Origin of the sequence: Rhizobium sp. rho-13.1 (assembly GCF_007000305.1) — a bacterium.
Lineage (GTDB): Bacteria > Pseudomonadota > Alphaproteobacteria > Rhizobiales > Rhizobiaceae > Rhizobium > Rhizobium rhododendri.
The window spans coordinates 55,955-77,931 of the sequence record NZ_SCFL01000016.1; the positions used below are offsets into that span (position 1 = coordinate 55,955).

Sequence of the window (21,977 nt, forward strand, 5' to 3'; positions counted from 1 at the left end):
GTGGTAACGCTTCGCAGCTTTCGTCCCTCCGATATCGACAGCCTCTACGCCATCTCGCTCGCGACAGGCCATGCCGGCGGCGATGCCTGGCACCTCTACATCGATGGTCGGTTGATGGGGCATATCTACGTTGGCCCCTATGCGAAGTTCAGTCCGGAAACCGTGCTCGTAGCCGAGGACGAGGAGGGTGTCGGCGGCTATATCCTCGGCGTGTTCGACACGGCCGCCTTCGAGGACAGGCTTGAAGAGGACTGGTGGCCTGGTCTTCGCGCGATCTATCCGGAGCCGAGCGGCCCATCGTCGCAATGGAACGCCGACGAGCGCCGCTGCTTCATGATCCACCACCTCCGCCATACGCCCGAAAGCCTCATCGAACCTTATCCGGCGCATGTGCACATGAACCTTCTGCCGCGCCTGCAGCAACAGGGAATAGGCACAGCGCTCCTCGACCGCTGGATCACAATGGCCCGACAGGCCGGCGTCGGCGGCATCCACTTGGGAACCAATACTGCCAACCACGGCGCCTCGCGCTTCTGGCCGAAGCGCGGATTTGCGCAATTATCCCCACCCGTAGCGCCGCTCTCCGAAACCACGGTGTGGTTCGGGCGTAGGCTTTGATTACAATGAAAATCAGTGCGTCACGACTTTCAGGCCGAGATGGTCCCGCATGGGATCGAAATCGCGATCACGATGCAGAAGGCTATCCCGCAGACTACTGACAACCCTGAAGAAATGTGTTTGACGAGATCGATACCATACTCTCCCTCATACTCGCTCTTGTTGCCGGGCCAGCGACACGACGTCTGTCGGGTCAAACGACTCTTTCAGCTCACAGGGACTTGAGCTGACTGGATCCCCGCCACAAGGGCGAGGAGGAGGGAGGGCGAGGATGAGGGGAGTTTGGCAACCGGCTCAAATTCCCGAGTGACCTGCAGAGTTGTCGGATAATACCTTTGTCAGCAGTCTGAGGCTATGGCCCTCTTCTACGCAGGCCCTCTTCTACGCAGAACGTGCCATGATGAGATCGATTGACTTGCGGATAGTGATGCTCTTTTCGCGCAGCAGCCTTTAGTTCATCCAACGCTTTACTCTGGCGGTGTTACTTGGTGCAGCGCTATCCACAACCTTTGAAAAGCCCTGCGTTGTCGGCGAAATGACCGGCTGATAGTCACTGGCGATGACCACAGACAAAAACGATATGGCAGATTCGGTCCTTTTTCTGGAGAAGAACTCCGTTGCGCTTCTCTCCGAGCCGGTAAAGCCGCTGCGCAACCGACTTGCAACCGAACGCAATATCCTCGAATCCGCCAAGGCACTCCTGGCCGAACACGGCTTCCAGGCGTTCGGCATCAATGCCGTGGCCCGTCGCGCCGGCTGCGACAAGCAACTGATCTACCGCTATTATGGCGGGCTCGACGGTCTGGTCGAGGCTATCGGTGCTGATCTTGGCAGCTGGGTGAGGGATCGCATTCCCGACGACAGCGGTGGCATGTTCATGCTGACCTACGGCGACTTGATGGAGCGGCTGGCGCTGCTTTTCCTGGCTGCACTGCGCGCCGATCCGCTGATGCGTCGCATCGTCGCCTGGGAGGTGTCGGAGCAGACGGAACAAGTGCGAAAATTGTCCGAGGCGCGATCCAAGGCGCTGGCCGCCTGGATCGACCGGATGCGCGGATCGCTTGTGCCTCCCAAAGGTGTCGATGCGGTTGCCGTCAACGCCATCATTCTCGCGGCCATCCAGCATCTGGTGCTCTCGGCAGCCATCGGCGGCCAATGCGCGGGATTGTCGCTGAGGAGCGAGAAGGACTGGGACAAGGCAGCCACCGGCCTGAAGCGCATCGTCCGCGCCGTCTACGGCTGAGACAAGTTCTCCACAGGCCGTTAACCTTAACGAATGGTTTACGTTGCGGGAGGCCGGCTGACGGCACAAGGTGGCGCGGTCATCAATTGTTAACCAGTGTGGCCATGACAGCAAAACCGGCTAAAGCCGCTCTATTCCTGATTTCAATGATGTTTTTCGCCGTCCTGGCTCTCAATATTGCAGTGCCTGCGGTGATTCTGGGCTCATTGGCGCTGGTGAGCGGGCTGGTCCTTTGCAGCGGAGATGGCGTCGGATATCGGGGAGAGGCCGCATGAAGTGGTTTCTGCTGTTCTGGGGCGGGCCGATCTTCTTCCTCGGCAGCTGGTACTGGCTGTCCTACTACGACATCAGTTTCGGCATATTCATGTACACCCGCGAGGTTCACGACCTGACATTTCAGGTCTACGGTAAAGTCCTCGGACTACCCCCGGAATCGATCCCACCGCTGGTGCTGCGCGCTATTATCGTCGATAGTCTCGTGGTCTTCGCGCTGATCGGCTTTCGCAAGCGCAAGCTGATTGCAGCCTGGTGGCAGGCGCGTCAGGCCTCGAGATCCGGCGATCGATTGCGGGACAGCGAAGACAGCCTGTCGAGCGCGCCCTGAAGAATGAAGCTGGCCGCTGCCGAATCGATGCGCTCGGCACGTTTTGCCCTTGAAACATCCATGGCGATCAGCTGACGTTCTGCTGCGACCGTCGACAGGCGCTCGTCCCAGAAGACGAAGGGCAGGGCGGTCTTGTCCGACATGGCCCGCACGAAAGACCGGGTCGCCTGGACCCGCGGCCCCTGCGAGCCGTCCATGTTGACTGGCAGGCCGATGATGAACGCTGCTACTTTTTCCTTCTCCGCAAACGCCAGCAGTGCTGCAGCATCGGGCGTAAACTTCACCCGCCGCAGCACCGGACGTGGCGTCGCCAGTCTTCGCCCGATATCCGACATCGACAGCCCAATGGTCTTCGTACCGAGGTCGAGGCCTGCAATCGCCTGATTCGGCAGCAGGGTTTCCGCCAGTTCTTCGATGGTGAGGACTGTCATCGGGATATTGTCTCGTCAAAAGAAATTGAGCGGCGGATCACTGTCATTTTTTGCCTTTTGGGCTATGTCGCTAGTGTCCTTAGCATCAAGGTTCGAATTTGCATCCCTCAATTCACGGAGTTATCCCATGAAAGTCACCTGGCTCGGCCATGCCGCATTCCGCATCGAGACTTCCAAGGCAACGATCCTGATCGACCCGTTCCTGAGCTATAACCAGTCCTTCTCCGCAGCTGGCCTGACGGTTGCCGACGTGTCCAAGGGTGTCACCCATATCCTGTTGACACACGGCCACGCCGATCACGTGGGCGACACGGCAGCGATTGCCAAGGAGACCGGCGCGACCGTTCTCGCCAATGCCGATCTCGCAGCCTGGCTCAGCGGCAAAGGCGTCGAGAAGATCGAATCCGGCAACACCGGCGGCACGATCCACTTCGACGGCTTCACCGTGACCTTCACCAACGCCCTGCATTCGTCGGCCCAGCAAACGGAAGACGGCGTTTCGCACGCGCTCGGCAATCCGAACGGCCTCGTCCTGCATTTCGATGACGCGCCGACCCTCTACCACATGGGCGATACCGATATCTTCGGTGACATGGCGCTGATCAACGAATTGCACCAGCCTGAAATCGGTCTGGTGCCGATCGGCGACCGCTACACGATGGGCGGTGCCGTGGCTGCGCTTGCCTGCCAGCGATTCTTCAACTTCAAGTCGGTGATCCCCTGCCACTACGGCACCTTCCCGATCATCGATGCGACAGCCGAAAAGTTCGTCACCGCCATGGAAGGCGCATCCGCAAAGGTCGTCGTGCCGAAGGTCGGTGAGGAAATTACGTTCTGATTTACTTGCAGTTGTTAAACTGTATGCTCCGATAGGTTGAAAATAGTTCAGCCTATCGGAGACAGGTAATGGCAATAAAAGACAAGCACTCTATCCATTCCACATTGCGGGAGAACATTATTGAGCATCTCTTTGCGGGAGAGATTCTGAGGTCTCTTTGGCAAAAAGAGATAGTCGATGCCGAAATTCTTAAAAGTGAATTTGATGCCGGCGGCTACGACTTGGTCCTGACATGTAGACATGTAACTCGGCACATCCAGCTTAAGGTCAGCATCGAGAATGGTGCTCGTGCGGAGGTAGGAGTGAACCTTCGACTGGCCGAAAAGCCGAGTGGCTGTGTCATTTGGATCGTAGTAGACGACGCCTTAAACTTCAGGGAGTTTCGTTGGTTTGGCGATGTACCCGGCCAACCGCTGCCCGATGTAAGCGAAATGAATGTCGTCAAGCATACCAAAGGTAATGCGCAGGGAGTCAAGGCTGAGCGCTCTGGGCATAGATCAATTAAACGTAACAAATTTACGTCATTAAAAAATTTCGACAATTTACTTCATCATTTACTTGGTAATGAAATTTTCCAGCAGGAAAGCGTATAATATAGTCTGTCACTAGGGTAACATTAGCGCCCAAGACAAAGGGACTCTCTCTGTAGAAATAACCCTGTCGAAACATACTGCAGTTGCACCCGACGGACATGGCCTTTATAGCGTGGGAAACACATCCCAGCCGGAGAATTTCATGTCCGTCGATCTTGCCATCGTCAAGCGCGTTGCGCGCCTTGCCCGTATCGCCGTCACCGAGGATGAAGCCAACCGAATGGTCGGCGAGCTGAACGGCATCCTCGGCTTTGTCGAGCAACTCTCCGAGGTTGATGTGACGGGCATCGAGCCGATGACCTCGGTCACGCCGATGGCCATGAAGAAGCGCGAAGACGCCGTAACTGACGGCAGCAAGGCTGACGACGTCGTCGCCAATGCGCCGCTCACCGACCGCAATTTCTTCCTCGTTCCGAAGGTCGTCGAATAGGCCATCCGCGCCGTTCCGATCCATCCGACCGCAGCCTTTCCAGACCTGAAGTGAACCGATCATGAGCGAACTGACCAGCCTGACCATTGCCGAAGCCCGCGACAAGCTGCGTGGCAAGGAGATCACCGCGACCGAGCTTGCGACCGCCTACGTCGCGGCCATCGACGCGGCCAATGGCGCGCTGAATGCCTATGTCAAGGTGACGCCCGACAAGGCGCTCGACATGGCCAAGGCCTCCGACGCTCGCATCGCCGCCGGTTCGGCCGGTGCGCTGGAAGGCATTCCGCTCGGCATCAAGGATCTGTTCGGCACGGAAGGCGTCCACACCCAGGCGTGCAGCCACATCCTCGACGGCTTCGAGCCGCGTTACGAATCGACCGTTATCCAGAACCTCTGGAACGACGGCGCCGTCATGCTCGGCAAATTGAACATGGACGAATTCGCCATGGGCTCGTCGAACGAAAGCTCCTATTACGGCCCTGTCATCAACCCCTGGCGCGCTGCGGGCTCCAACCAGCAGCTCGTGCCCGGCGGCTCCTCCGGCGGGTCTGCTGCCGCGGTTGCGGCGCATCTCTGCGCCGGCGCCACTGCCACAGACACCGGCGGCTCGATCCGCCAGCCAGCCGCCTTCACCGGTACCGTTGGTATAAAGCCGACCTACGGCCGCTGCTCGCGCTGGGGTATCGTCGCCTTCGCCTCGTCGCTCGACCAGGCCGGCCCGATTGCCCGGGACGTGCGCGATGCCGCCATCCTCCTGAAGTCGATGGCATCTGTCGACGCCAAGGACACCACATCGGTTGATCTTCCCGTCCCAGACTATGAGGCAGCGCTCGGCCAGTCGCTGAAGGGCATGACGATCGGCATTCCGCGCGAATACCGCGTCGAGGGTATGCCCGGCGAAATCGAGACCCTTTGGCAGAAGGGCATTTCCTGGCTGAAGGATGCCGGCGCCGATATCGTCGATATCTCGCTGCCGCATACCAAATACGCGCTACCGGCCTACTACATCGTCGCTCCGGCCGAAGCCTCGTCGAACCTTGCCCGCTATGACGGCGTCCGCTACGGCTTGCGCGTCGACGGCAAGGACATCCTCGACATGTACGAGAAGACCCGCGCTGCGGGCTTCGGCACCGAGGTCAAGCGCCGCATCATGATCGGCACCTATGTGTTGTCGGCCGGCTATTACGATGCCTATTACCTGCAGGCGCAAAAAGTCCGCACGCTGATCAAGCGCGACTTCGAACTTGCCTTCCATGCCGGTGTCGATGCCATCCTGACGCCCGCCACGCCGTCCTCCGCCTTCGGCATTGCCGATGAGGAACTGGCCGCCGATCCTGTCAAGATGTACCTCAACGACATCTTCACGGTGACGGTCAATATGGCTGGCCTGCCAGGCATCGCCGTCCCCGCCGGTCTTGACGCGAAGGGCCTGCCGCTCGGCCTGCAGCTCATCGGCAAGCCGTTCGACGAGGAAACTCTGTTCAAGACCGCTCATGTCATCGAGCAGGCAGCCGGCAAGTTCACGCCTGCCAAGTGGTGGTAGGAGCCTGAATGCGGGTTCGCGGTCGGAGATCGCGGGCTCGATGTGACATTCGTCCGCAACAGATGAATTGAAACCCCGTCGGTATGGTGCGCTACGCACATGCCGGAGCTTACGGACGCCCTCGAGCATCCTGGCAAAGTGCCTTCATGTACACGCGCGCCATGACCTGTCTGACTTCCTCGGAGATCGGCATGGGCGTCGATCAATAGCCAGGAAATATTCAAGCCATGGATTGGGTCCCTATATTATTCATTACGTTCAAAGTTCTGGCGTTGGGAACGGGTATGTTCTTCGCCATAAAGTGGCATCACGACCAACGGACCTCGTCCAAGCCGACCGATATGATCAAAGTCGCGCTGGAGGTTGCATGCTATCTGCTGATGGTGGTGATCGTGTTCGCGCTGGTTTACGTCCTGTTGGGCTATCTCGATTTACTTCCTGCCGGTTTGGGTTCTGATTGAGCGGACGTAGAAGCCCGGAACCAAAGTCATCAATCCGGGCCTTGCCTCGTTGGCGGCACCAAAGGCTCTCCCGCTCAATAAGGTCTCGCTGACCAGCGGTTGTGTACAGCCACGGAAACCGTGACTGTCTCTTAGCCAGCTTCGCTGAGCATCTGGCAAAAGCTGTCATCAAATGTTTTACTGGGTCAGTAACGCGTGGGGTGCTCATGATTCACATTCGCAATGCCCATGAAGGCGAGACGGAGATCCTGACCAACATCGGGCTTCGCGCCTGGCAGAAGGCCATGGCGGCGATTGGGGACAGCGACGTCATGATGGACGGCGCGAGGGACTCCTTCTCGAATTTTACCCGCGACTCCTGGCTGACGATCACCGTTGTCGAAAATCACGGGGTTGCCTGCGGCTGGGCGGCGCGTGAAAAGCTGGACGAGAACATCACGGATTTCTGGATCGACCCTGACGAACTCAGGCAGGGACTGGGTTCGGCCCTGCTGGCGCAGATCGAGAGCGATATTGCCGCTCAGGGCTTCGACACCGCAGCGCTGCAGACCCACTCCGGCAATGCCGAGGCTATCGGCTTCTTCAAGACGCATGGTTATACCGTCCACTGGCTGTCTGTCGTCTATTCGCCCTCCCTCGACCGGGATCTGCCGACCGTCGGCCTGTCTAAATCGCTGCTTCCGCCGGACGGCGACCTTTACGGCACCAGCTTCTGAAAGGGGTCGAGGTCTCAGCTTCCTATGAGGGCCAGCGTCCGGTCGTCGGGGATCCCGTCGAAGAAGCGATCGAGTGCCCGCTGGAAAAGCGAATCGCGCCCGCTGACAGCTGCGAAGAGCGTCATGCTCGGTCGGAATTTCAGATCGTCGGGAGAACCGAGAATGGCGTGGCGGAGCGCCCGCCGTCGGACGTACCTCCGGCAGAGAGCATTGCCTGCACGCAGGCCGTCAACCGTTTCCCGAGCAGCGGGTGGGAGATATAAGCCGAGGCTTCCTCCTTGGAGCGGATCGCATATCGCTGCGCCATTGAAGATGCACCAAGCCCGGCTATCTGCGGAAAGACGAACCACCTCCAGTGCGAGCGCTTGGAACCGGCCAGGAGTTCCGCCAGCGCCTGTTCGTATATGCCAGCCTGCGCCTCGACAAACCTGTCGAGGTCATAGGGGTCGGTCGAAGCGGCCATCGTCATTCTCCCGCGTGCGCGTCACCTATATTTTGGGCGCTCCGGCGTTCCGGCAAGGCAATGGTCGGCCAAGGGGCGCTGGCGTCGATCAATTGCCGTCTGCAGCGCCCGAAAGCCTTGCACGCCAAAGCCATTTCCTTTACCTCACAGACAAGAAATCCAGCCTTTGAAGAGCATCCCATGACCCTTGTCGACGTCCGCACGCCTGATCCGAAACGCTTCATTCCCGGCGCCACAGGCGACTGGGAAGTGGTCATCGGCATGGAGGTGCATGCGCAGGTCCTCTCCAAGTCCAAGCTGTTCTCCGGCGCCTCCACCGAGTTCGGCAAACCGGCCAATTCCAACGTATCGCTGGTCGATGCCGCCATGCCCGGGATGCTCCCCGTGATCAACGAGGAATGCGTCAAGCAGGCGGTGCGCACCGGCCTCGGCCTGAAGGCGCAGATCAACAAGCGCTCGCTGTTCGACCGCAAGAACTATTTCTATCCCGACCTGCCGCAGGGCTACCAGATCTCGCAGTTCAAGGACCCGATCGTCGGCGAAGGCCAGATCGTCATCTCGCTCGGCCCCGATCGCCAGGGCCAGTTCGAGGATATCGAGATCGGAATCGAGCGCCTTCACCTCGAGCAGGACGCCGGCAAGTCGATGCACGACCAGCACGCCACCATGTCCTATGTCGACCTCAACCGCTCCGGCGTGGCGCTGATGGAGATCGTCTCCAAGCCCGACATGCGCTCGTCCGACGAAGCCAAGGCCTACATGACCAAGCTGCGCTCGATCGTACGCTATCTCGGTACCTGCGACGGCAACATGGACGAGGGCTCGATGCGCGCCGACGTGAACGTTTCCGTGCGCAAGCCCGGCGGCGATTTCGGCACGCGCTGCGAGATCAAGAACGTCAACTCCATCCGCTTCATCGGCCAGGCCATCGAATACGAAGCCCGCCGCCAGATCGCCATTCTGGAAGATGGCGGCTCCATCGACCAAGAAACCCGGCTGTTCGATCCCGCCAAGGGTGAGACCCGCTCGATGCGCTCCAAGGAAGACGCGCACGACTACCGCTATTTCCCCGATCCGGACCTTTTGCCGCTGGAATTCGACGATGCCTTCATCGCCGCACTCGCCAAGGATCTGCCGGAGTTGCCGGATGCCAAGAAGGAGCGCTTCGTGCGCGAACTCGGCCTCTCCGTCTATGACGCGTCTGTGCTGGTCTCCGAGAAGGCGATTGCCGATTATTACGAGGCACTGGCCGCCGGCCGCGATGGCAAGATGGCCGCAAACTGGGTCATCAACGACTTGTTAGGCGCCTTGAACAGAACCGGTAAAAGCATTGAAGAGACTCCGGTTTCCGCAATCCAGCTCGGCGGCATCCTCGACCTGATCAAGTCCGAGGCCATCTCCGGCAAGATTGCCAAGGATGTCTTCGAGATCATCCTCAACGAGGGTGGCGATCCGGCCGAGATCGTCGAAAGCCGCGGCATGCGCCAGGTGACGGATACCGGCGCCATCGAAAAGGCGGTCGATGAGATCATCGCTGCCAACCCGGATCAGGTCGCCAAAGTTCTGGCCAAGCCGACACTCGCCGGCTGGTTCGTCGGCCAGGTGATGAAGTCGACCGGCGGCAAGGCGAACCCGCAGGCCGTGCAGGCTTTGGTCAAGGCCAAGCTCGGCATCGTTGAGGAGTAGGCATGTACTTCGTGCGCACCGCCAGCGCCCGCGACCTCGACAAAGTCCGCGCGCTGCTGAACGAGACCTGGCACGCGACCTACGACAATCTCTACGGCGCAGCCAAGGTCGAGGAGATCCATGCGTCGTGGCATTCGGCTGCAGCGCTGAAAACGCGCCTGGAGAAGAAGGATTCCGAGTTTGTCGTCGCCGATGACGGCAAGGAGCTCGGCGGCATGGGTTACGCGGCCCTGTCCGAGGAGACGGCCAAGGTCGCCGTGCTGCACATGCTCTACGTCAGGCCTTCGGCGCAGCGGCAGGGTGTCGGTCGCGATCTCTTCGCAGAGCTCGAGACCTGTTTTCCCGATGCCGATCGGATGCGTGTCGAGGTAGAGCCGGAAAATGCACCGGCCATCGCCTTCTACCAGAGCCTCGGCTTCGATGAAGTTGGTCGGAACAAGAATGATGGCCCGAAGCAATCCGGCTTGCCGACACTGGTGTTAGAGCGCGCCTTGACGAACCACTGATCGACAGAATGTCTCTCCGCTTTCCATCGCGTTGCTGGCTGACTCGGCATCATTTCATCCGGCGCAAGCTCGCCCCCCTCTGTCACTTCGTGACATCTCCCCCACAAGGGGGGGAGATTGGCTGGAGATGCATCGCCTGTCCCAAAGGCAGTGACGTTTCTTTGCCCTTTGGTCAGGCGACCCGGCGGTTGCGGCTGATCTCCCCCTTGTGGGGGAGATGTCGGCGTAGCCGACAGAGGGGGTTACTCGCTGCAGTCTCGGCGAGATGAATACGATGCAGACGGTGCCATGAACCAGCCACCAGATGGCCAGCCACGAAGGTAGAACTCCATGACCAGCCTGACCATCCGCGAAGCCCGCGAGGCAGACCTGCCCGCCCTGATCGCGCTGTTTGCGGCCGACCCGCTCGGCGGCCATGGCGACACGCTGGATGCGGAAGCGTCCCCCGCTTATCTCGAAGCCTTCCGGACAATCGCAGCCTCGCCCGACCAGACCCTTTATGTCGCGGAGCGCAACGGCGAAGTCGTCGGCACCTTCCAGACCATGTTCACCACCTCGCTCACGGGCCGGGGCGGGTCGGCAATGATCATCGAGGCGGTGCAGACGCGCGACGACATGCGCGGGCAGGGGATCGGTGCTGCGATGATCCACCACTGTATCGCGGACGCAAAGCGTCGTGGCGCAAGGCTGGTGCAGCTGACATCCAACGCGACCCGCAAGGATGCCCATCGCTTCTACGAGCGGCTGGGCTTCAAGCCGAGCCATCTCGGCTTCAAGATGGCGCTTAAATGACAGCCTGATCGGCTGGAATCGCTGGACAATATTTTCTTCCGGCGGCATAAGCTTTGGATCGAATTCTGCTCCCGCCCGCGCCGGTTCGCCGGGCCTCGAGGAAAAGACAATGATGAAATTCCTGCTGCTGACCTTCACCTGGTGGAACGGTGCGACTGTCGGCACCCGGCTGGCGATCTGGCGCTTCGGCAAGCGCGTCGGCGAGGATGAAGCCGGCAACGTCTACTATGAAGGCGGCATGTCGTCCTACGGCCTGCGCAAGCGCTACGTCGTCTACAACGGCTATGCCGAGGCCTCGGCTATCCCGCCGGGCTGGCACGGCTGGATGCACCATCGCACAGACGTTCCGCCGTCGGAGGAGACCTACGTCCCCAAGGAATGGCAGAAGGCTCACAAGCAGAACCTGACGGGCACGCCGCAGGCCTATCGTCCGCCGGGCTCGCTTGCCGTTGCCGGCGAGCGCCCGCGCGTCACCGGCGACTACGACGCATGGACGCCCGGCAACTGATCGGATCGTTCAACCCGCGCTTTGGCCACATTTGGCGTTTACGCGCTGTAAACCGGCTGCTCGTCGCATGAGCTCTGCCGACCGATACCACGCTGGAGACTGGCGGATATGACGTTTTTCACGCGAGGCGCTTCTTTGCGTGCGGCGACCGCAGCGATGTTTGCCCTTGGCGCCATTGCAGTATCCGCCCCGGCCGAAGCCGCCCGTATCTCCAATCCTGTCGCAGTGTTTTCAGGCCTCGACAAGATCACCGGCCGTATCACCACATTTGACGTATACTTGAACGAAACCGTCCAATTCGGTGCCCTTCAGGTGACGCCAAAAGCCTGCTATTCGCGCGACGATGCCGAGCAGCAAAAGGTCGACGGATTCGTCGAGGTCGACGAAATCACGCTCGACCGCCGCATCCGCCGCATCTTCACCGGCTGGATGTTCGCAGACAGCCCCGGCCTCAACGCCGTCGAGCACCCGATCTACGACGTCTGGCTGAAAGAGTGTAAACAAAAGTCCGACGTCCCACCACCGGATGCGGCGAAGACGAATTAGGGTGGTGTTGATGGGTCAATGGATACGTCACCACTGGATCCAGTACCCAATGAGCAAGAACGCGGTTTACTCATCTTACTTGGTCGCCGCCCCGCCTCCCTCATTCCTGTGCTCGTCACAGGAATCCAGGCACGTCGCGTCTGCGACGTAGTATGACTTTCACAGATAGAAAAGATGTAGGACACGCCCAAGGACTTGGGCTTACTGGATCCCTGTGACGAGCACAGGGAAGAGGGAGGGTGGGATTGCGCTCTCCGGCCTTGCGATTGCCTTTGCCTTCCCGATTCTTCGCTAACTTGGGCAGCAAATTCTGCTCACGCCTCAGAATTCCAGATTGCGGCTTTCCATCGCCGCCTTCAACAGCACCGCATACTCGTCCTTCGGCACATCGATGGCGCCGAAGCTCTTGAGATGCTCGGTCGTGAACTGGGTGTCCAGCAGCGTAAACCCCTTGGCCCGCAGGCGCTCCACGAGATGCACCAGGCAGATCTTCGAGGCATCCGTTCTGCGCGAAAACATGCTTTCGCCAAAAAACGCTGAGCCGAGCGAGACGCCGTACAGGCCGCCGACGAGCTGGTTGCCGTCCCAGGCTTCGACCGAATGGGTGTGGCCGACGCGGTGGAGGGCGGAGTAGAGGTTGCGGATTGTGGAATTGATCCAGGTGGATGGCCGGCCGGTCGTGGCCTCGCCGCAGGCTGATATGACGGCGTCGAAATCGTAATCGAAGCGGATGTCGAAGGGGGATTTGCGGACGGTCTTGGCGAGACTTTTGGAGACGTGGAACCCGTCGAGCGGCAGGATACCACGCATCTCAGGCTCGACCCAGAAAATCTCCGGATCGTCTGCCGATTCGGCCATCGGAAAAAGGCCGATGGAATAGGCCCGCAGAAGGATCTCGGGGGTAAGCCCTTGCGATCTTCTGCGGGAGCCTGCCATTGCTTACTCTACCGGCTTTTCGAGGTAGTGCTCCAGCCAGTGGATATCGTAATCGCCATTGGCGATATCCTGGTTGGAGACCAGATCCTGGAACAGCGGCAGGGTGGTTTTGATGCCGTCGACGACGAATTCGTCGAGTGCACGACGAAGCCGCATCATGCATTCGACACGGGTGCGGCCGTGAACGATCAGCTTGCCGATCAGGCTGTCGTAGTAGGGCGGGATCTTGTAGCCCTGATACACCCCGGAATCGATGCGCACGCCAAGACCGCCGGGCGCATGGAAATGCGTGATCGTGCCGGGCGAGGGCACGAAGGTGCGCGCGTCCTCGGCGTTGATCCGGCATTCGATGGCGTGGCCCTGGAAATGTACCTCGTCCTGCGTCACCGAAAGACCGCCACCGGAGGCAACGCGGATCTGCTCGTGCACGAGATCGATGCCGGTGATGGCTTCCGTGACGGGATGCTCGACCTGCAGGCGGGTGTTCATTTCGATGAAATAGAACTCGCCGTTTTCATAGAGAAACTCGATGGTGCCGGCGCCGCGATATTTCAGCTTCTTCATGGCATCGGCGCAGATCTGGCCGATCTTCATCCGCTGCTCGACATTGAGCGCCGGCGAATTGGCTTCTTCCCAGACCTTCTGATGGCGCCGCTGCAGCGAGCAGTCGCGCTCACCGAGATGGATGGCGTTGCCTTCGCCGTCGCCGAACACCTGAACTTCGATATGGCGCGGCGTCGTCAGGTATTTTTCCATGTAGACGGCGTCGTTGCCAAAGGCAGCAAGCGATTCCGAGCGCGCCGTCGACCAGGCCTCGAGCACATCATCCGGCGAGTGTGCCAGCTTCATGCCGCGTCCGCCACCGCCGGCCGTTGCCTTGATCAGCACGGGGTAGCCGATTTCGGCAGCCGTCTTGATGGCGTCGGCTTCTGTCTTGACCTCGCCGTCGGAGCCGGGAACGACCGGAATGCCGAGTTCGACAGCCGTCAGCTTGGCGGTGATCTTGTCGCCCATCAGCCGGATATGTTCGGCCGTCGGCCCGATGAAGGTGATGCCGTGGGCCTCGAGTATATCGGCGAACTTGGCGTTCTCTGACAAGAAGCCGTAGCCGGGATGCACGGCATCTGCGCCGGTGATCTCGCAGGCAGCAACGATCTGGTGGATGTTGAGATAGCTATCGCGGGCCTGCGGGGGGCCGATGCAGACGCTCTCGTCGGCAAGCCGCACATGCATCGCATCGGCATCGGCCGTCGAGTGAACGGCAACGCACGGAATGCCGAGCTCCTTGCAGGCGCGCAGCACGCGAAGGGCGATCTCGCCGCGATTGGCTATGAGGATCTTGGAAATCATGGGCATGGGCCTACTACTCGATGATGACGAGAGCTTCGCCATATTCGACCGGCCGCCCGTCTTCGATGAGGATTTCTGTCACCTTGCCGGACTTCGGCGCAGGGATCTGGTTCATCGTCTTCATGGCTTCGATGATCAGCAGCGTCTGGCCTTCCTTGACCATGGCGCCGACTTCGATGAAGGCGCGGGCGCCGGGAGCGGACGCCATGTAGACCGTACCGACCATCGGCGCCAGAACGACGTTGTCGGGGTTGCGCGCAGGGGCTGCCGGAGCGGTGGCAACGGCTGCGGCAGGTGCTGCCATCTGCTGCTGCGGCGCTGTCATCATCGGTGCCTGGACATACTGCGTCGTGCCGGCGCGGGAAACGCGGATGCGCAGATCGTCCTGTTCGACCTCGATCTCGGTCAGATCGGTCTCGTTGAGGATGTTTGCGAGATTGCGGATCAGTGCCTCGTCGATACCCGGTTTGTTGTCAGCCATGGAATTTGCCCTGTGTCATTCTTGTTATTGCGTCAATTTGGTTTGGCGCGATGCGCCTCTGTCGTCTGCTAGGCGGGCCGCCGCCGCGCACCGCTTCCTTCGTGAGCCGCTTCCCGTAGCATCGGGATCCCGCTGTCGCCAGCGTCTGGCTCAGGCACGACTGACGCTGGGAGCGCCGGGCCGTTGAGGAGAAGAATGGTGTGCGTCATCATCGGTTCCGTCAAAGTCCAGGGCAACCTATAGACTCCCGCGCCTCCGGAGGAAAGCCCCCAAGGCACGGGACGCACGCGCTGCTGCGGCAGCCAGCCCTTGTCCACATCTAACAGGGGGCGATTGCGGCAATATGATGGGGGATGGGTACGTAGACCAGCCGATCAGCAGCTGGTCTTGCCGCAGGCCCGCACGCTGGCGACCTTTTCCTTCAGTGCATCGAGGCCGATGGCGCCGGAGACAGCCTCGTTGCCGATGACATAGGCCGGCGTACCGGTAACGCCGAGGTCCGTCGCCAGCTGGTATGTGGCCTTGACGCTGTCGGTGTTCGGGTTGGCGGCCATCTCCTTGCGCAGCGCATCTTCCTTGACGCCCAGCGTGCCGGCGACCTCGATGGCGCTGTCCTCGGTGGCGCGACCCTCGCTGGAGAGCAGCGTATGGCTGAATTCGGCATATTTTGCCGGTGCCAGACGGCGGAAAGCATCGGAAACGCGCGAGGCTGCCACCGAATCCGGCCCGAGAATCGGGAATTCCTTGAGGACATAGCGAATGTTCTTGTCGGCCTTTAGCAGCGCGTCGGTGTCGGCAAGCGCGTGGCGGCAGTAGCCGCAATTATAGTCGAAGAACTCGACGATGGTGACATCGCCCTTGTCATTGCCGATGTTGACATCGGACTTGCTGTTGAAGATTTCGTCCTTGTTATCGGAAATCGCCTTGTTCGACTGGCTGAGGCGCTGCTCTTCCTGCTTCTTTTCGAGCGCCGCCTGCACATCCAGCATGACTTCCGGATGGCTGACGAGGTATTCCTTGATGAAGTCGCCCATCTCCTTCTTCTGCGCCTCGTCCATCGCCAGCGCCGGCTGGGAGAAGGCAAGCGACGAGAACAGGGCAACCGCCGAAAGGCTCATCAGGGTTTTCGAAAGCAGGGCCATAAAATCCTCGTCATCTGGTAACTGGGCAGGGTGTTCGGGTTCAGCTATCACCGCGTGGTTAACATCTGCTGACACAAAGCGGCAAGGTAAGATGCTGCGGTAAAAGGTCAAACAGCTAATTTCATCAGTGCCGCACAATCGCGCCATTGTGAACACGCAAGCTTTGCGGCAATTGTCTGGCCACGCAAACAGTCGAGAAGGTGCCGAATTTGTTTTCCCTATCCAAGCGCAGCGACGTCGAGCCGTTTCACGCCATGGACGTCCTGGCCGAGGCGACGCGGCGTCGTCAGGCCGGCCATCCCGTCATTTCCATGGCCGTCGGCCAGCCATCGCACCCGACGCCGAAGGCAGCGCTGGAGGCCGCCCGCAGCGCGCTGGAGCACGGCCGCATCGGCTATACCGACGCGCTCGGCATGGCTGCCCTGAAGCAGGCGATATCCGGCCACTACAAGTCCCACCACGACCTTTCCATCGACCCCGCGCGCATCGCCATCACCACAGGTTCGTCGGCCGGCTTCAATCTGGCCTTCCTCGCTCTGTTCGATCCCGGCGATTACGTCGCCATCGCACGGCCCGGCTATCCCGCCTATCGCAACATCCTGTCTGCCCTCGGCCTTCAGGTCATCGAGGTACCGGTCAGCGCCGAGACAGCGTTTACGCTGACGCCCGAGAGCCTCAAGGCGGCACAGGTCGAAAGCGGCAAGCGGCTGAAGGGCGTGCTGCTTGCCAGCCCCGCCAACCCGACAGGAACCGTCACCAGCCGGGAAGGGCTGGAGGCGCTGGCCGCTTACTGTGCTGACAACGCCATCGCCTTCATTTCTGATGAGATCTACCACGGTCTGACATTCGTCGGAGAAGAGACCAGCGCACTCGAAATCACCAATGACGCCATCGTCATCAACTCGTTCTCGAAATATTACTGCATGACCGGCTGGCGGGTTGGCTGGATGGTGCTGCCGGAGCGCCTGGTGCGGCCGATCGAGCGTGTCGCCCAAAGCCTCTACATCTCGGCGCCGGAACTGTCGCAGATCGCAGCCACCGCAGCACTGGGTGCGGGCGCCGAACTAGACGTCTACAAGGCGAGCTACGCCCGAAACCGCGACCTGCTCGCCAGCCGCCTGCCAGAGATCGGCTTTTCCATAGCCTCGCCCATGGACGGCGCCTTCTACGCCTATGTTGACGTCAGCCGCTTCACCAACGACAGCATGGGCTTTGCGCGCAAGATGCTTGCCGAGATCAACGTCGCCGCCACCCCCGGCCTGGATTTCGATCCGCTGGAAGGTTTTCGGGCGCTGCGGTTTTCCTATGCGGGCTCGAACAGAGAGATCGAGGAAGCCGTCGAACGGCTCGCAGATTGGTTGAAATAGGATTATTTTTCAGAGGCTTGGCAGCATCCGCGGAATCTATCAGGCAAGCGGTTGATTCGAAGTATGAGGCAAGAACCATGTCAGCCCCGGCGTGATCTCCCCCTTGTGGGGGAGATGTCGGCTCGGCCGACAGAGGGGGCTGGATACCAACACCCCCAGATTTGTCGCGCCACCCCCCTCTGTCACCTCCGGTGACATCTCCCCCACAAGGGGGGAGATCAGACTGCAGCGCTAAAAATCGATACCGTGTCTTTGCCATCGGCGTTTGCTCGAGCGATGCAAGCCATCGTGACAAAGCAAAAACAAGCGACCGGGGTCGTCCAGGGCAACCCATGGGTCTAAGCTTCCGAATACTTATGTGGCAACTCGCGATGTAGCTTTCAAATTTCCTCGAGAAGTTTGTCGGGCGTGCGTTACTTGTGTGTGAGCAACTGTCAGCACGAACAGTCACGGTAAAGGAGTGAAAGTTGGAGGCTTTACATGGTGGGAGAGCCGGGAAGATCTGGCGGGAGGGAAAGACGGTCCGCCGGCCGGCTGGATCATGGACCCCGACTGTTCATAGGTTTTTGCGGCATCTGCAATCCAAAGGCTTCATGAGCGCACCAACGCCCTTAGCAATCGATGGGACGTATGAGGTGGTGAGTTACGTGGACGGGCGCGTATGTGAGCATCTTGGTGATCAGGATGTCGGTTCAGAGCAGATGTTGGCTTCGGCAGGGAAGCTTCTCCGGTACTTCCATCGCGCATCAGAGGGTTTCTTGAAACGGATCGCGCGGTGCAGACGTGGTTTCTGCAGGCGCAAGAGCCGGAGGAGATCGTGTGTCACGGTGACTTCGCGCCCTACAACGTGACTGCCATCGACGGAATTGCGACAGGAATCATAGATTTTGATACTGCACATCCGGGACCCGCTCTATGGGACTTGGCGTATGCAGTTTACCGATGGGCGCCACTGTCCGATCCATCCAATCACGGCGTGGTATTTGAACTCGAAGAACAGTTTCAGCGAGCGACAATTTTCTGCGATGCTTATGGTGCGACACATGAAGAGAGAGTTCAGCTTCCGGAAGTCATATGCAGACGCCTGACGGCGCTGGTAAACTTCATTCGCGCAAGCGCTGAGGCTGGCGACGAGATATTTGTGCAGAACGTTGAAGCTGGACATACAGATGTATATCTGCGGGATATTGTTCACATCCAGAGGCAGGCGGATCCATTGATCTCAGCCTTGACCCGTTAAGCGCGCTGGCCAGTTAGCAGAAGTAGAAATAGTCCGTCTGCCGCTACTTCGGTCCAAATCCCAACCAAACACACCATAAAAAAATCCGGCTGCATCGCTGCAGCCGGATTTTATTCATTGGCCTCCGAAAATCTTTCAGAAGAAGCCGCGGCGTTGCCACCAGCCGGCTTTTTTCGGCTTGCCGTCGCCGTCGGTTGCCTTGTCCGTGGCCTGGGTCGATTTGACCGCAGGCTCGGAGGAGGCGAGGTTGGACTGGCGGTTGGCGCGGGCCGGCTTCTCGGCTTCTGTCGCCGGGGATTCTGCAGGCTGGGCGCTGGAAGCTGTGGCAACCGGAGCCTCTGGCTCGATAGCCACGGGCTGAGACACCACAGGTTCGGCGGCAACTGCAGGCTCGGCAACGGCTTCAGTTGCAGGTGCCTCGGCAGCTTCGGCCTTCGGTTTGCGACGGCTGCGGCCCTTCGGCTTGACTTGTTCCTCTGTTGCAACTTCGGCCTCGATCGAGGCAGGCTGCTCGAGAGCAGGGGCTTCGGTCGGCGCGCTGGTTGCGGCGGTCTCGTCGCCTTCGTCGGCAGACGTTGCTTCTTCGCTGTCCGTGCCTTCGCCGTCGGCGATCAGGTTGCCGTTCTCGTCGCGATTGCGGCGACCGCCACGCTTGCCACGACGGCGACGCTTGCGCTTGCCCTGCTCGTCGCTCGACAGTGCCGAGACTTCGTCTTCACCCTCAACTGCGGCCTTGCCGTCGTCGCTGTCGTCCTCGTCGTCGCCATCTGCGTCGTCACTGTCGTCGCCAACAATGTCATTGCCGTCGGCATCCTGCATGACCTGGCCGTCGGCTCCGCCGTTCTTGCCCCGACGTCTGCGGCGACGCTTGCGCTTGCGGTTCGGGTCGCCCTCGGAGCGGGCCACGGCCTGTTCGACAGGAGCGGCCTTTTCCTCGATCTCTTCTTCTTCGTCCTCGTCGATCTCGACGGGAACGTCGTCGTCCTCATCTTCCTCGACGGCCGCGAAGTTGAACAGCGTTTCGATCTTTACCGGGTTCTCGACGGCTTCGCCGCGATCGATGGCAAAGTGCTGCGCACCGACGCTCGGGTCGCTGTCGATAATGATCGACACCCCGAACCGGTTTTCATAATCGATGATCGTCGCCCGCTTGTGGTTAAGCAGGTAAAGCGCCGTTTCCGGCGTGCAGCGCACGGTGATGTCGTGCGTCGTGTTCTTCAGCAGGTATTCCTCGATGCCTCGCAGCACATGCAGGGCAACCGACGACTGCGAGCGCACCAATCCGGTGCCGCCGCAATGCGAGCAGACCTGCGTGGTCGATTCCAGCACGGAAGCGCGAATACGCTGGCGCGACATTTCGAGAAGGCCGAAATGCGAGATGCGACCGACCTGGATGCGGGCGCGGTCGTCCTTCAGGCATTCCTTCAGCTTCTTCTCGACAGCGCGGTTGTTGCGCTTTTCTTCCATGTCGATGAAGTCGATGACGATCAGGCCGGCAAGGTCGCGCAGGCGCAACTGGCGGGCGACTTCCTCGGCCGCTTCCAGGTTTGTCTGCAGCGCAGTTTCTTCGATCGAGTGCTCGCGGGTAGAGCGGCCCGAGTTGACGTCGATCGCTACCAGCGCTTCGGTCTGGTTGAGGATCAGGTAGCCGCCGGACTTCAGCGTCACCTGCGGCTGCAACATGCGGTCAAGCTGCGCCTCGATTCCGGAGCGCGAGAAGATCGGGTGGATATCACGGTAAGGCTGAACCACCTTTGCGTGGCTCGGCATCAGCATCTTCATGAAGTCTTTGGCTTCACGATAGCCTTCTTCACCGGCGACGATGACTTCCGAAATGTCCTTGTTGTAGAGATCGCGGATCGAGCGCTTGATCAACGAGCCTTCTTCATAGACCAGCGTCGGCGCAGTGGAGGCGAGGGTGAGCGTCCGGACGTTCTCCCAAAGGCGCATCAGATATTCGAAGTCGCGCTTGACTTCGACCTTGGTACGGTTGGCACCAGCCGTGCGCAGGATGACGCCCATGCCCAAAGGCACTTCGAGCATCCGGGCGATTTCCTTCAGGCGCTTGCGATCCTGCGGGTTGGTGATCTTGCGCGAGATGCCGCCACCGCGTGCGGTGTTTGGCATGAGCACCGAGTAACGGCCGGCGAGCGACAGATAGGTGGTGAGTGCTGCACCCTTGTTGCCACGTTCTTCCTTGGCCACCTGCACCAGCAGGATCTGCCGGCGCTTGATGACTTCCTGGATGCGGTACTGCTTGCGCGGACGGCGCGCGGCGCGCTCGGGAACCTCTTCCATGGCATCTTCGGCGCCAACGGATTCGATGATCTCTTCTTCGTGGTCGTCATCATCGTCGTCGTCGTTGTTGCGACGGCTGGACGGACGAACGTCTTCCGAAACCTCGTCGGTTTCGACCATGGCAGCCATCGAGCCGGACGAACCTTCGTCGCTCTCGGAGGATGCGGCCTCGACGTCGGATGGCGTCGCATCTTCGGCGACGACCTTCTTGGCGCGGCTGCGGCGTGGCTTTGCCACCTTCTTCACAGGCGTTTCGGCTTCAGCTTCTGCAGCTGGCGCTTCAGCGCTTACAGGCTCGGCATCGGCAACCGGCTCGGCGGAAACCTCGACAGGTGCCGGCTCAGCAGCAGCGGCGCCGGCTTCTGCAGCGACGGGTTCCTGTGCAACCACGGCATCTTCGGCAACGGGAGCGACAGGCTCCGGCGCAGCGACGATGCCGACATCTGGCTGCTCCTGCTCGGCCAGATCGAAGGCGGTCTCGACGTGTTCGACGTCGTTGTCGCGGCGATGCTCTTCAGCCTCGGCGCGCAGCAGCGCTTGGCGGTCGGCAAGCGGGATCTGGTAGTAATCGGGGTGGATTTCGGCAAAGGCCAGGAAGCCGTGCCGGTTGCCGCCGTAATCGACGAATGCAGCCTGCAGGGACGGCTCGACGCGGGTGACTTTGGCCAGGTAGATGTTGCCGCGAATTTGCTTCTTGTGCTCTGACTCGAAGTCGAATTCTTCTATGCGGTTCCCTCGAACCACGACAACGCGCGTCTCTTCCTCGTGAGACGCGTCGATAAGCATTTTGTCTGCCATGAAAGCTGTGCTCCTCGGCGCAGCCCCTGGGGATATGACCGGACTGTCGTTAAGACAGGCTGGATGCACTCCGCCACTGCGGCGCCGGATAATGATAGTCGCGATGGGTCTCTGCGATTGCGCAACAGCCAGACAACAGCCGGGAGAACCCGGGGCCTGTACACTTTAGAAAAAAGCTGCTGCGACAACATCCGTAACCAAGCGAGATCGACAATGCCCTAGACCCAGTTGGGTCCGATGAATTTGCCCTTCTTGAAGGGCGTTTGGTGGCTTTTCCACCGATGAAATTCCTGCACGAAGCCGGAAATTCGGGATCCAGTATCAGGATGGAAGCACTCAGACGGCGGACGATGGCCGGTTGTGGCGCCATAGATTTGGGCGGCTGCC

General features: G+C 60.2%; 22 protein-coding genes and 2 pseudogenes. 17 read left to right on the forward strand and 7 right to left on the reverse strand.

Translation table 11 applies throughout. From position 1 onward, the window contains the following. From EQW76_RS24150 to EQW76_RS24160, 4 genes are all read left to right on the forward strand, one after another. A complete protein-coding gene (locus EQW76_RS24150) occupies positions 1-618 on the forward strand; it encodes a GNAT family N-acetyltransferase (RefSeq protein ID WP_143123314.1) in 618 nt (205 codons plus the stop codon). A 580-nt stretch (positions 619-1,198) separates the two neighbouring features. Continuing rightward, positions 1,199-1,861: a TetR/AcrR family transcriptional regulator gene (locus EQW76_RS24155; RefSeq protein WP_142829003.1), complete on the forward strand. Its 663-nt coding sequence runs from the start codon at positions 1,199-1,201 to the stop codon at positions 1,859-1,861. A 104-nt stretch (positions 1,862-1,965) separates the two neighbouring features. Continuing rightward, positions 1,966-2,136, forward strand: a complete 171-nt coding sequence (locus EQW76_RS29470) for a hypothetical protein (protein ID WP_202617107.1) — start codon at positions 1,966-1,968, stop codon at positions 2,134-2,136. Then, positions 2,133-2,465: a DUF6105 family protein gene (locus EQW76_RS24160; RefSeq protein ID WP_142829001.1), complete on the forward strand. Its 333-nt coding sequence runs from the start codon at positions 2,133-2,135 to the stop codon at positions 2,463-2,465. The genes EQW76_RS29470 and EQW76_RS24160 overlap by 4 nt, the downstream gene beginning before the upstream one ends. On the opposite strand, the gene ruvX is transcribed toward EQW76_RS24160, so the two are convergent. After that, positions 2,402-2,896: a Holliday junction resolvase RuvX gene (gene ruvX / locus EQW76_RS24165; RefSeq protein WP_142828999.1), complete on the reverse strand. Its 495-nt coding sequence runs from the start codon at positions 2,894-2,896 to the stop codon at positions 2,402-2,404. The two genes, EQW76_RS24160 and ruvX, sit on opposite strands and share 64 nt — an antisense overlap. A 127-nt stretch (positions 2,897-3,023) precedes the next feature. Between ruvX and EQW76_RS24170 the strand changes: the two genes are divergently transcribed. The 6 genes from EQW76_RS24170 (at position 3,024) to EQW76_RS24195 (ending at position 7,477) form a co-directional block, all read left to right on the forward strand. Continuing rightward, positions 3,024-3,734, forward strand: a complete 711-nt coding sequence (locus EQW76_RS24170; RefSeq protein WP_142828997.1) for a metal-dependent hydrolase — start codon at positions 3,024-3,026, stop codon at positions 3,732-3,734. Between the two features lie 68 nt (positions 3,735-3,802). Beyond that, positions 3,803-4,327: a hypothetical protein gene (locus EQW76_RS24175; protein ID WP_143123315.1), complete on the forward strand. Its 525-nt coding sequence runs from the start codon at positions 3,803-3,805 to the stop codon at positions 4,325-4,327. A gap of 142 nt (positions 4,328-4,469) precedes the next feature. Beyond that, complete coding sequence (gene gatC, locus EQW76_RS24180; protein WP_142828993.1) at positions 4,470-4,757, forward strand: Asp-tRNA(Asn)/Glu-tRNA(Gln) amidotransferase subunit GatC; 288 nt, start codon at positions 4,470-4,472, stop codon at positions 4,755-4,757. A gap of 61 nt (positions 4,758-4,818) precedes the next feature. Further along, positions 4,819-6,300 (forward strand): Asp-tRNA(Asn)/Glu-tRNA(Gln) amidotransferase subunit GatA, encoded by a 1,482-nt coding sequence (gatA, locus tag EQW76_RS24185; RefSeq protein ID WP_142828992.1) that lies wholly within the window; start codon positions 4,819-4,821, stop codon positions 6,298-6,300. A 227-nt stretch (positions 6,301-6,527) separates the two neighbouring features. Beyond that, entirely contained in the window at positions 6,528-6,761 is a 234-nt protein-coding gene (locus EQW76_RS24190; RefSeq protein ID WP_142828990.1) for a hypothetical protein, read from the forward strand. Between the two features lie 206 nt (positions 6,762-6,967). Then, positions 6,968-7,477, forward strand: a complete 510-nt coding sequence (locus EQW76_RS24195) for a GNAT family N-acetyltransferase (RefSeq protein ID WP_142828989.1) — start codon at positions 6,968-6,970, stop codon at positions 7,475-7,477. A gap of 14 nt (positions 7,478-7,491) precedes the next feature. On the opposite strand, the pseudogene EQW76_RS24200 reads toward EQW76_RS24195, so the two are convergent. Continuing rightward, a pseudogene (locus EQW76_RS24200) lies at positions 7,492-7,940 on the reverse strand (DUF1810 domain-containing protein). 180 nt (positions 7,941-8,120) lie between these two features. Between EQW76_RS24200 and gatB the strand changes: the two are divergent. The 5 genes from gatB (at position 8,121) to EQW76_RS24225 (ending at position 11,978) form a co-directional block, all read left to right on the forward strand. Further along, complete coding sequence (gene gatB / locus EQW76_RS24205) at positions 8,121-9,626, forward strand: Asp-tRNA(Asn)/Glu-tRNA(Gln) amidotransferase subunit GatB (RefSeq protein ID WP_142828987.1); 1,506 nt, start codon at positions 8,121-8,123, stop codon at positions 9,624-9,626. A gap of 2 nt (positions 9,627-9,628) precedes the next feature. Then, entirely contained in the window at positions 9,629-10,132 is a 504-nt protein-coding gene (locus EQW76_RS24210) for a GNAT family N-acetyltransferase (RefSeq protein ID WP_142828985.1), read from the forward strand. Between the two features lie 330 nt (positions 10,133-10,462). Beyond that, positions 10,463-10,924, forward strand: coding sequence for a GNAT family N-acetyltransferase (locus EQW76_RS24215; protein ID WP_143123316.1), 462 nt, complete (start codon positions 10,463-10,465; stop codon positions 10,922-10,924). Positions 10,925-11,033: 109 nt separating this feature from the next. Beyond that, positions 11,034-11,432, forward strand: coding sequence for an NADH:ubiquinone oxidoreductase subunit NDUFA12 (locus tag EQW76_RS24220; RefSeq protein WP_142828981.1), 399 nt, complete (start codon positions 11,034-11,036; stop codon positions 11,430-11,432). A gap of 108 nt (positions 11,433-11,540) precedes the next feature. Continuing rightward, positions 11,541-11,978, forward strand: a complete 438-nt coding sequence (locus EQW76_RS24225) for a DUF2155 domain-containing protein (RefSeq protein WP_142828979.1) — start codon at positions 11,541-11,543, stop codon at positions 11,976-11,978. A gap of 321 nt (positions 11,979-12,299) precedes the next feature. On the opposite strand, the gene aat is transcribed toward EQW76_RS24225, so the two are convergent. From aat to EQW76_RS24245, 4 genes are all read right to left on the reverse strand, one after another. After that, positions 12,300-12,914 carry a leucyl/phenylalanyl-tRNA--protein transferase gene (gene aat, locus EQW76_RS24230; RefSeq protein ID WP_143123317.1) on the reverse strand — a complete coding sequence of 205 codons (615 nt, stop codon included), beginning with the start codon at positions 12,912-12,914 and terminating at the stop codon, positions 12,300-12,302. 3 nt (positions 12,915-12,917) lie between these two features. Next, a complete protein-coding gene (gene accC / locus EQW76_RS24235; RefSeq protein WP_202617106.1) occupies positions 12,918-14,270 on the reverse strand; it encodes an acetyl-CoA carboxylase biotin carboxylase subunit in 1,353 nt (450 codons plus the stop codon). 7 nt (positions 14,271-14,277) lie between these two features. After that, positions 14,278-14,745 (reverse strand): acetyl-CoA carboxylase biotin carboxyl carrier protein, encoded by a 468-nt coding sequence (gene accB / locus EQW76_RS24240; protein WP_142828932.1) that lies wholly within the window; start codon positions 14,743-14,745, stop codon positions 14,278-14,280. A 374-nt stretch (positions 14,746-15,119) separates the two neighbouring features. Then, positions 15,120-15,887 (reverse strand): DsbA family protein, encoded by a 768-nt coding sequence (locus EQW76_RS24245; protein ID WP_142828930.1) that lies wholly within the window; start codon positions 15,885-15,887, stop codon positions 15,120-15,122. Between the two features lie 209 nt (positions 15,888-16,096). On the opposite strand from EQW76_RS24245, the gene EQW76_RS24250 reads away from it, so the two are divergent. Beyond that, a complete protein-coding gene (locus EQW76_RS24250; RefSeq protein WP_142828928.1) occupies positions 16,097-17,254 on the forward strand; it encodes an aminotransferase class I/II-fold pyridoxal phosphate-dependent enzyme in 1,158 nt (385 codons plus the stop codon). Positions 17,255-17,721: 467 nt separating this feature from the next. Then, positions 17,722-18,494 (forward strand): annotated as a pseudogene (locus tag EQW76_RS24255) (phosphotransferase). A 135-nt stretch (positions 18,495-18,629) separates the two neighbouring features. Here the strand turns inward: EQW76_RS24255 and EQW76_RS24260 are convergent. After that, positions 18,630-21,590, reverse strand: a complete 2,961-nt coding sequence (locus EQW76_RS24260; RefSeq protein WP_142828926.1) for an Rne/Rng family ribonuclease — start codon at positions 21,588-21,590, stop codon at positions 18,630-18,632. Positions 21,591-21,977 lie beyond the last annotated feature (387 nt).

Excerpts from the sequence above, each read along its gene's own strand:
- EQW76_RS24155 (WP_142829003.1), top strand. The coding sequence starts at position 1,199 with ATGGCAGATTCGGTCCTTTTTCTGGAGAAGAACTCCGTTGCGCTTCTC.
- EQW76_RS29470 (WP_202617107.1), top strand. The coding sequence starts at position 1,966 with ATGACAGCAAAACCGGCTAAAGCCGCTCTATTCCTGATTTCAATGATG.
- EQW76_RS24160 (WP_142829001.1), top strand. The coding sequence starts at position 2,133 with ATGAAGTGGTTTCTGCTGTTCTGGGGCGGGCCGATCTTCTTCCTCGGC.
- ruvX (WP_142828999.1), bottom strand. The coding sequence starts at position 2,896 with ATGACAGTCCTCACCATCGAAGAACTGGCGGAAACCCTGCTGCCGAAT.
- EQW76_RS24170 (WP_142828997.1), top strand. The coding sequence starts at position 3,024 with ATGAAAGTCACCTGGCTCGGCCATGCCGCATTCCGCATCGAGACTTCC.
- EQW76_RS24175 (WP_143123315.1), top strand. The coding sequence starts at position 3,803 with ATGGCAATAAAAGACAAGCACTCTATCCATTCCACATTGCGGGAGAAC.
- gatC (WP_142828993.1), top strand. The coding sequence starts at position 4,470 with ATGTCCGTCGATCTTGCCATCGTCAAGCGCGTTGCGCGCCTTGCCCGT.
- gatA (WP_142828992.1), top strand. The coding sequence starts at position 4,819 with ATGAGCGAACTGACCAGCCTGACCATTGCCGAAGCCCGCGACAAGCTG.
- EQW76_RS24190 (WP_142828990.1), top strand. The coding sequence starts at position 6,528 with ATGGATTGGGTCCCTATATTATTCATTACGTTCAAAGTTCTGGCGTTG.
- EQW76_RS24195 (WP_142828989.1), top strand. The coding sequence starts at position 6,968 with ATGATTCACATTCGCAATGCCCATGAAGGCGAGACGGAGATCCTGACC.
- gatB (WP_142828987.1), top strand. The coding sequence starts at position 8,121 with ATGACCCTTGTCGACGTCCGCACGCCTGATCCGAAACGCTTCATTCCC.
- EQW76_RS24210 (WP_142828985.1), top strand. The coding sequence starts at position 9,629 with ATGTACTTCGTGCGCACCGCCAGCGCCCGCGACCTCGACAAAGTCCGC.
- EQW76_RS24215 (WP_143123316.1), top strand. The coding sequence starts at position 10,463 with ATGACCAGCCTGACCATCCGCGAAGCCCGCGAGGCAGACCTGCCCGCC.
- EQW76_RS24220 (WP_142828981.1), top strand. The coding sequence starts at position 11,034 with ATGATGAAATTCCTGCTGCTGACCTTCACCTGGTGGAACGGTGCGACT.
- EQW76_RS24225 (WP_142828979.1), top strand. The coding sequence starts at position 11,541 with ATGACGTTTTTCACGCGAGGCGCTTCTTTGCGTGCGGCGACCGCAGCG.
- aat (WP_143123317.1), bottom strand. The coding sequence starts at position 12,914 with ATGGCAGGCTCCCGCAGAAGATCGCAAGGGCTTACCCCCGAGATCCTT.
- accC (WP_202617106.1), bottom strand. The coding sequence starts at position 14,270 with ATGCCCATGATTTCCAAGATCCTCATAGCCAATCGCGGCGAGATCGCC.
- accB (WP_142828932.1), bottom strand. The coding sequence starts at position 14,745 with ATGGCTGACAACAAACCGGGTATCGACGAGGCACTGATCCGCAATCTC.
- EQW76_RS24245 (WP_142828930.1), bottom strand. The coding sequence starts at position 15,887 with ATGGCCCTGCTTTCGAAAACCCTGATGAGCCTTTCGGCGGTTGCCCTG.
- EQW76_RS24260 (WP_142828926.1), bottom strand. The coding sequence starts at position 21,590 with ATGGCAGACAAAATGCTTATCGACGCGTCTCACGAGGAAGAGACGCGC.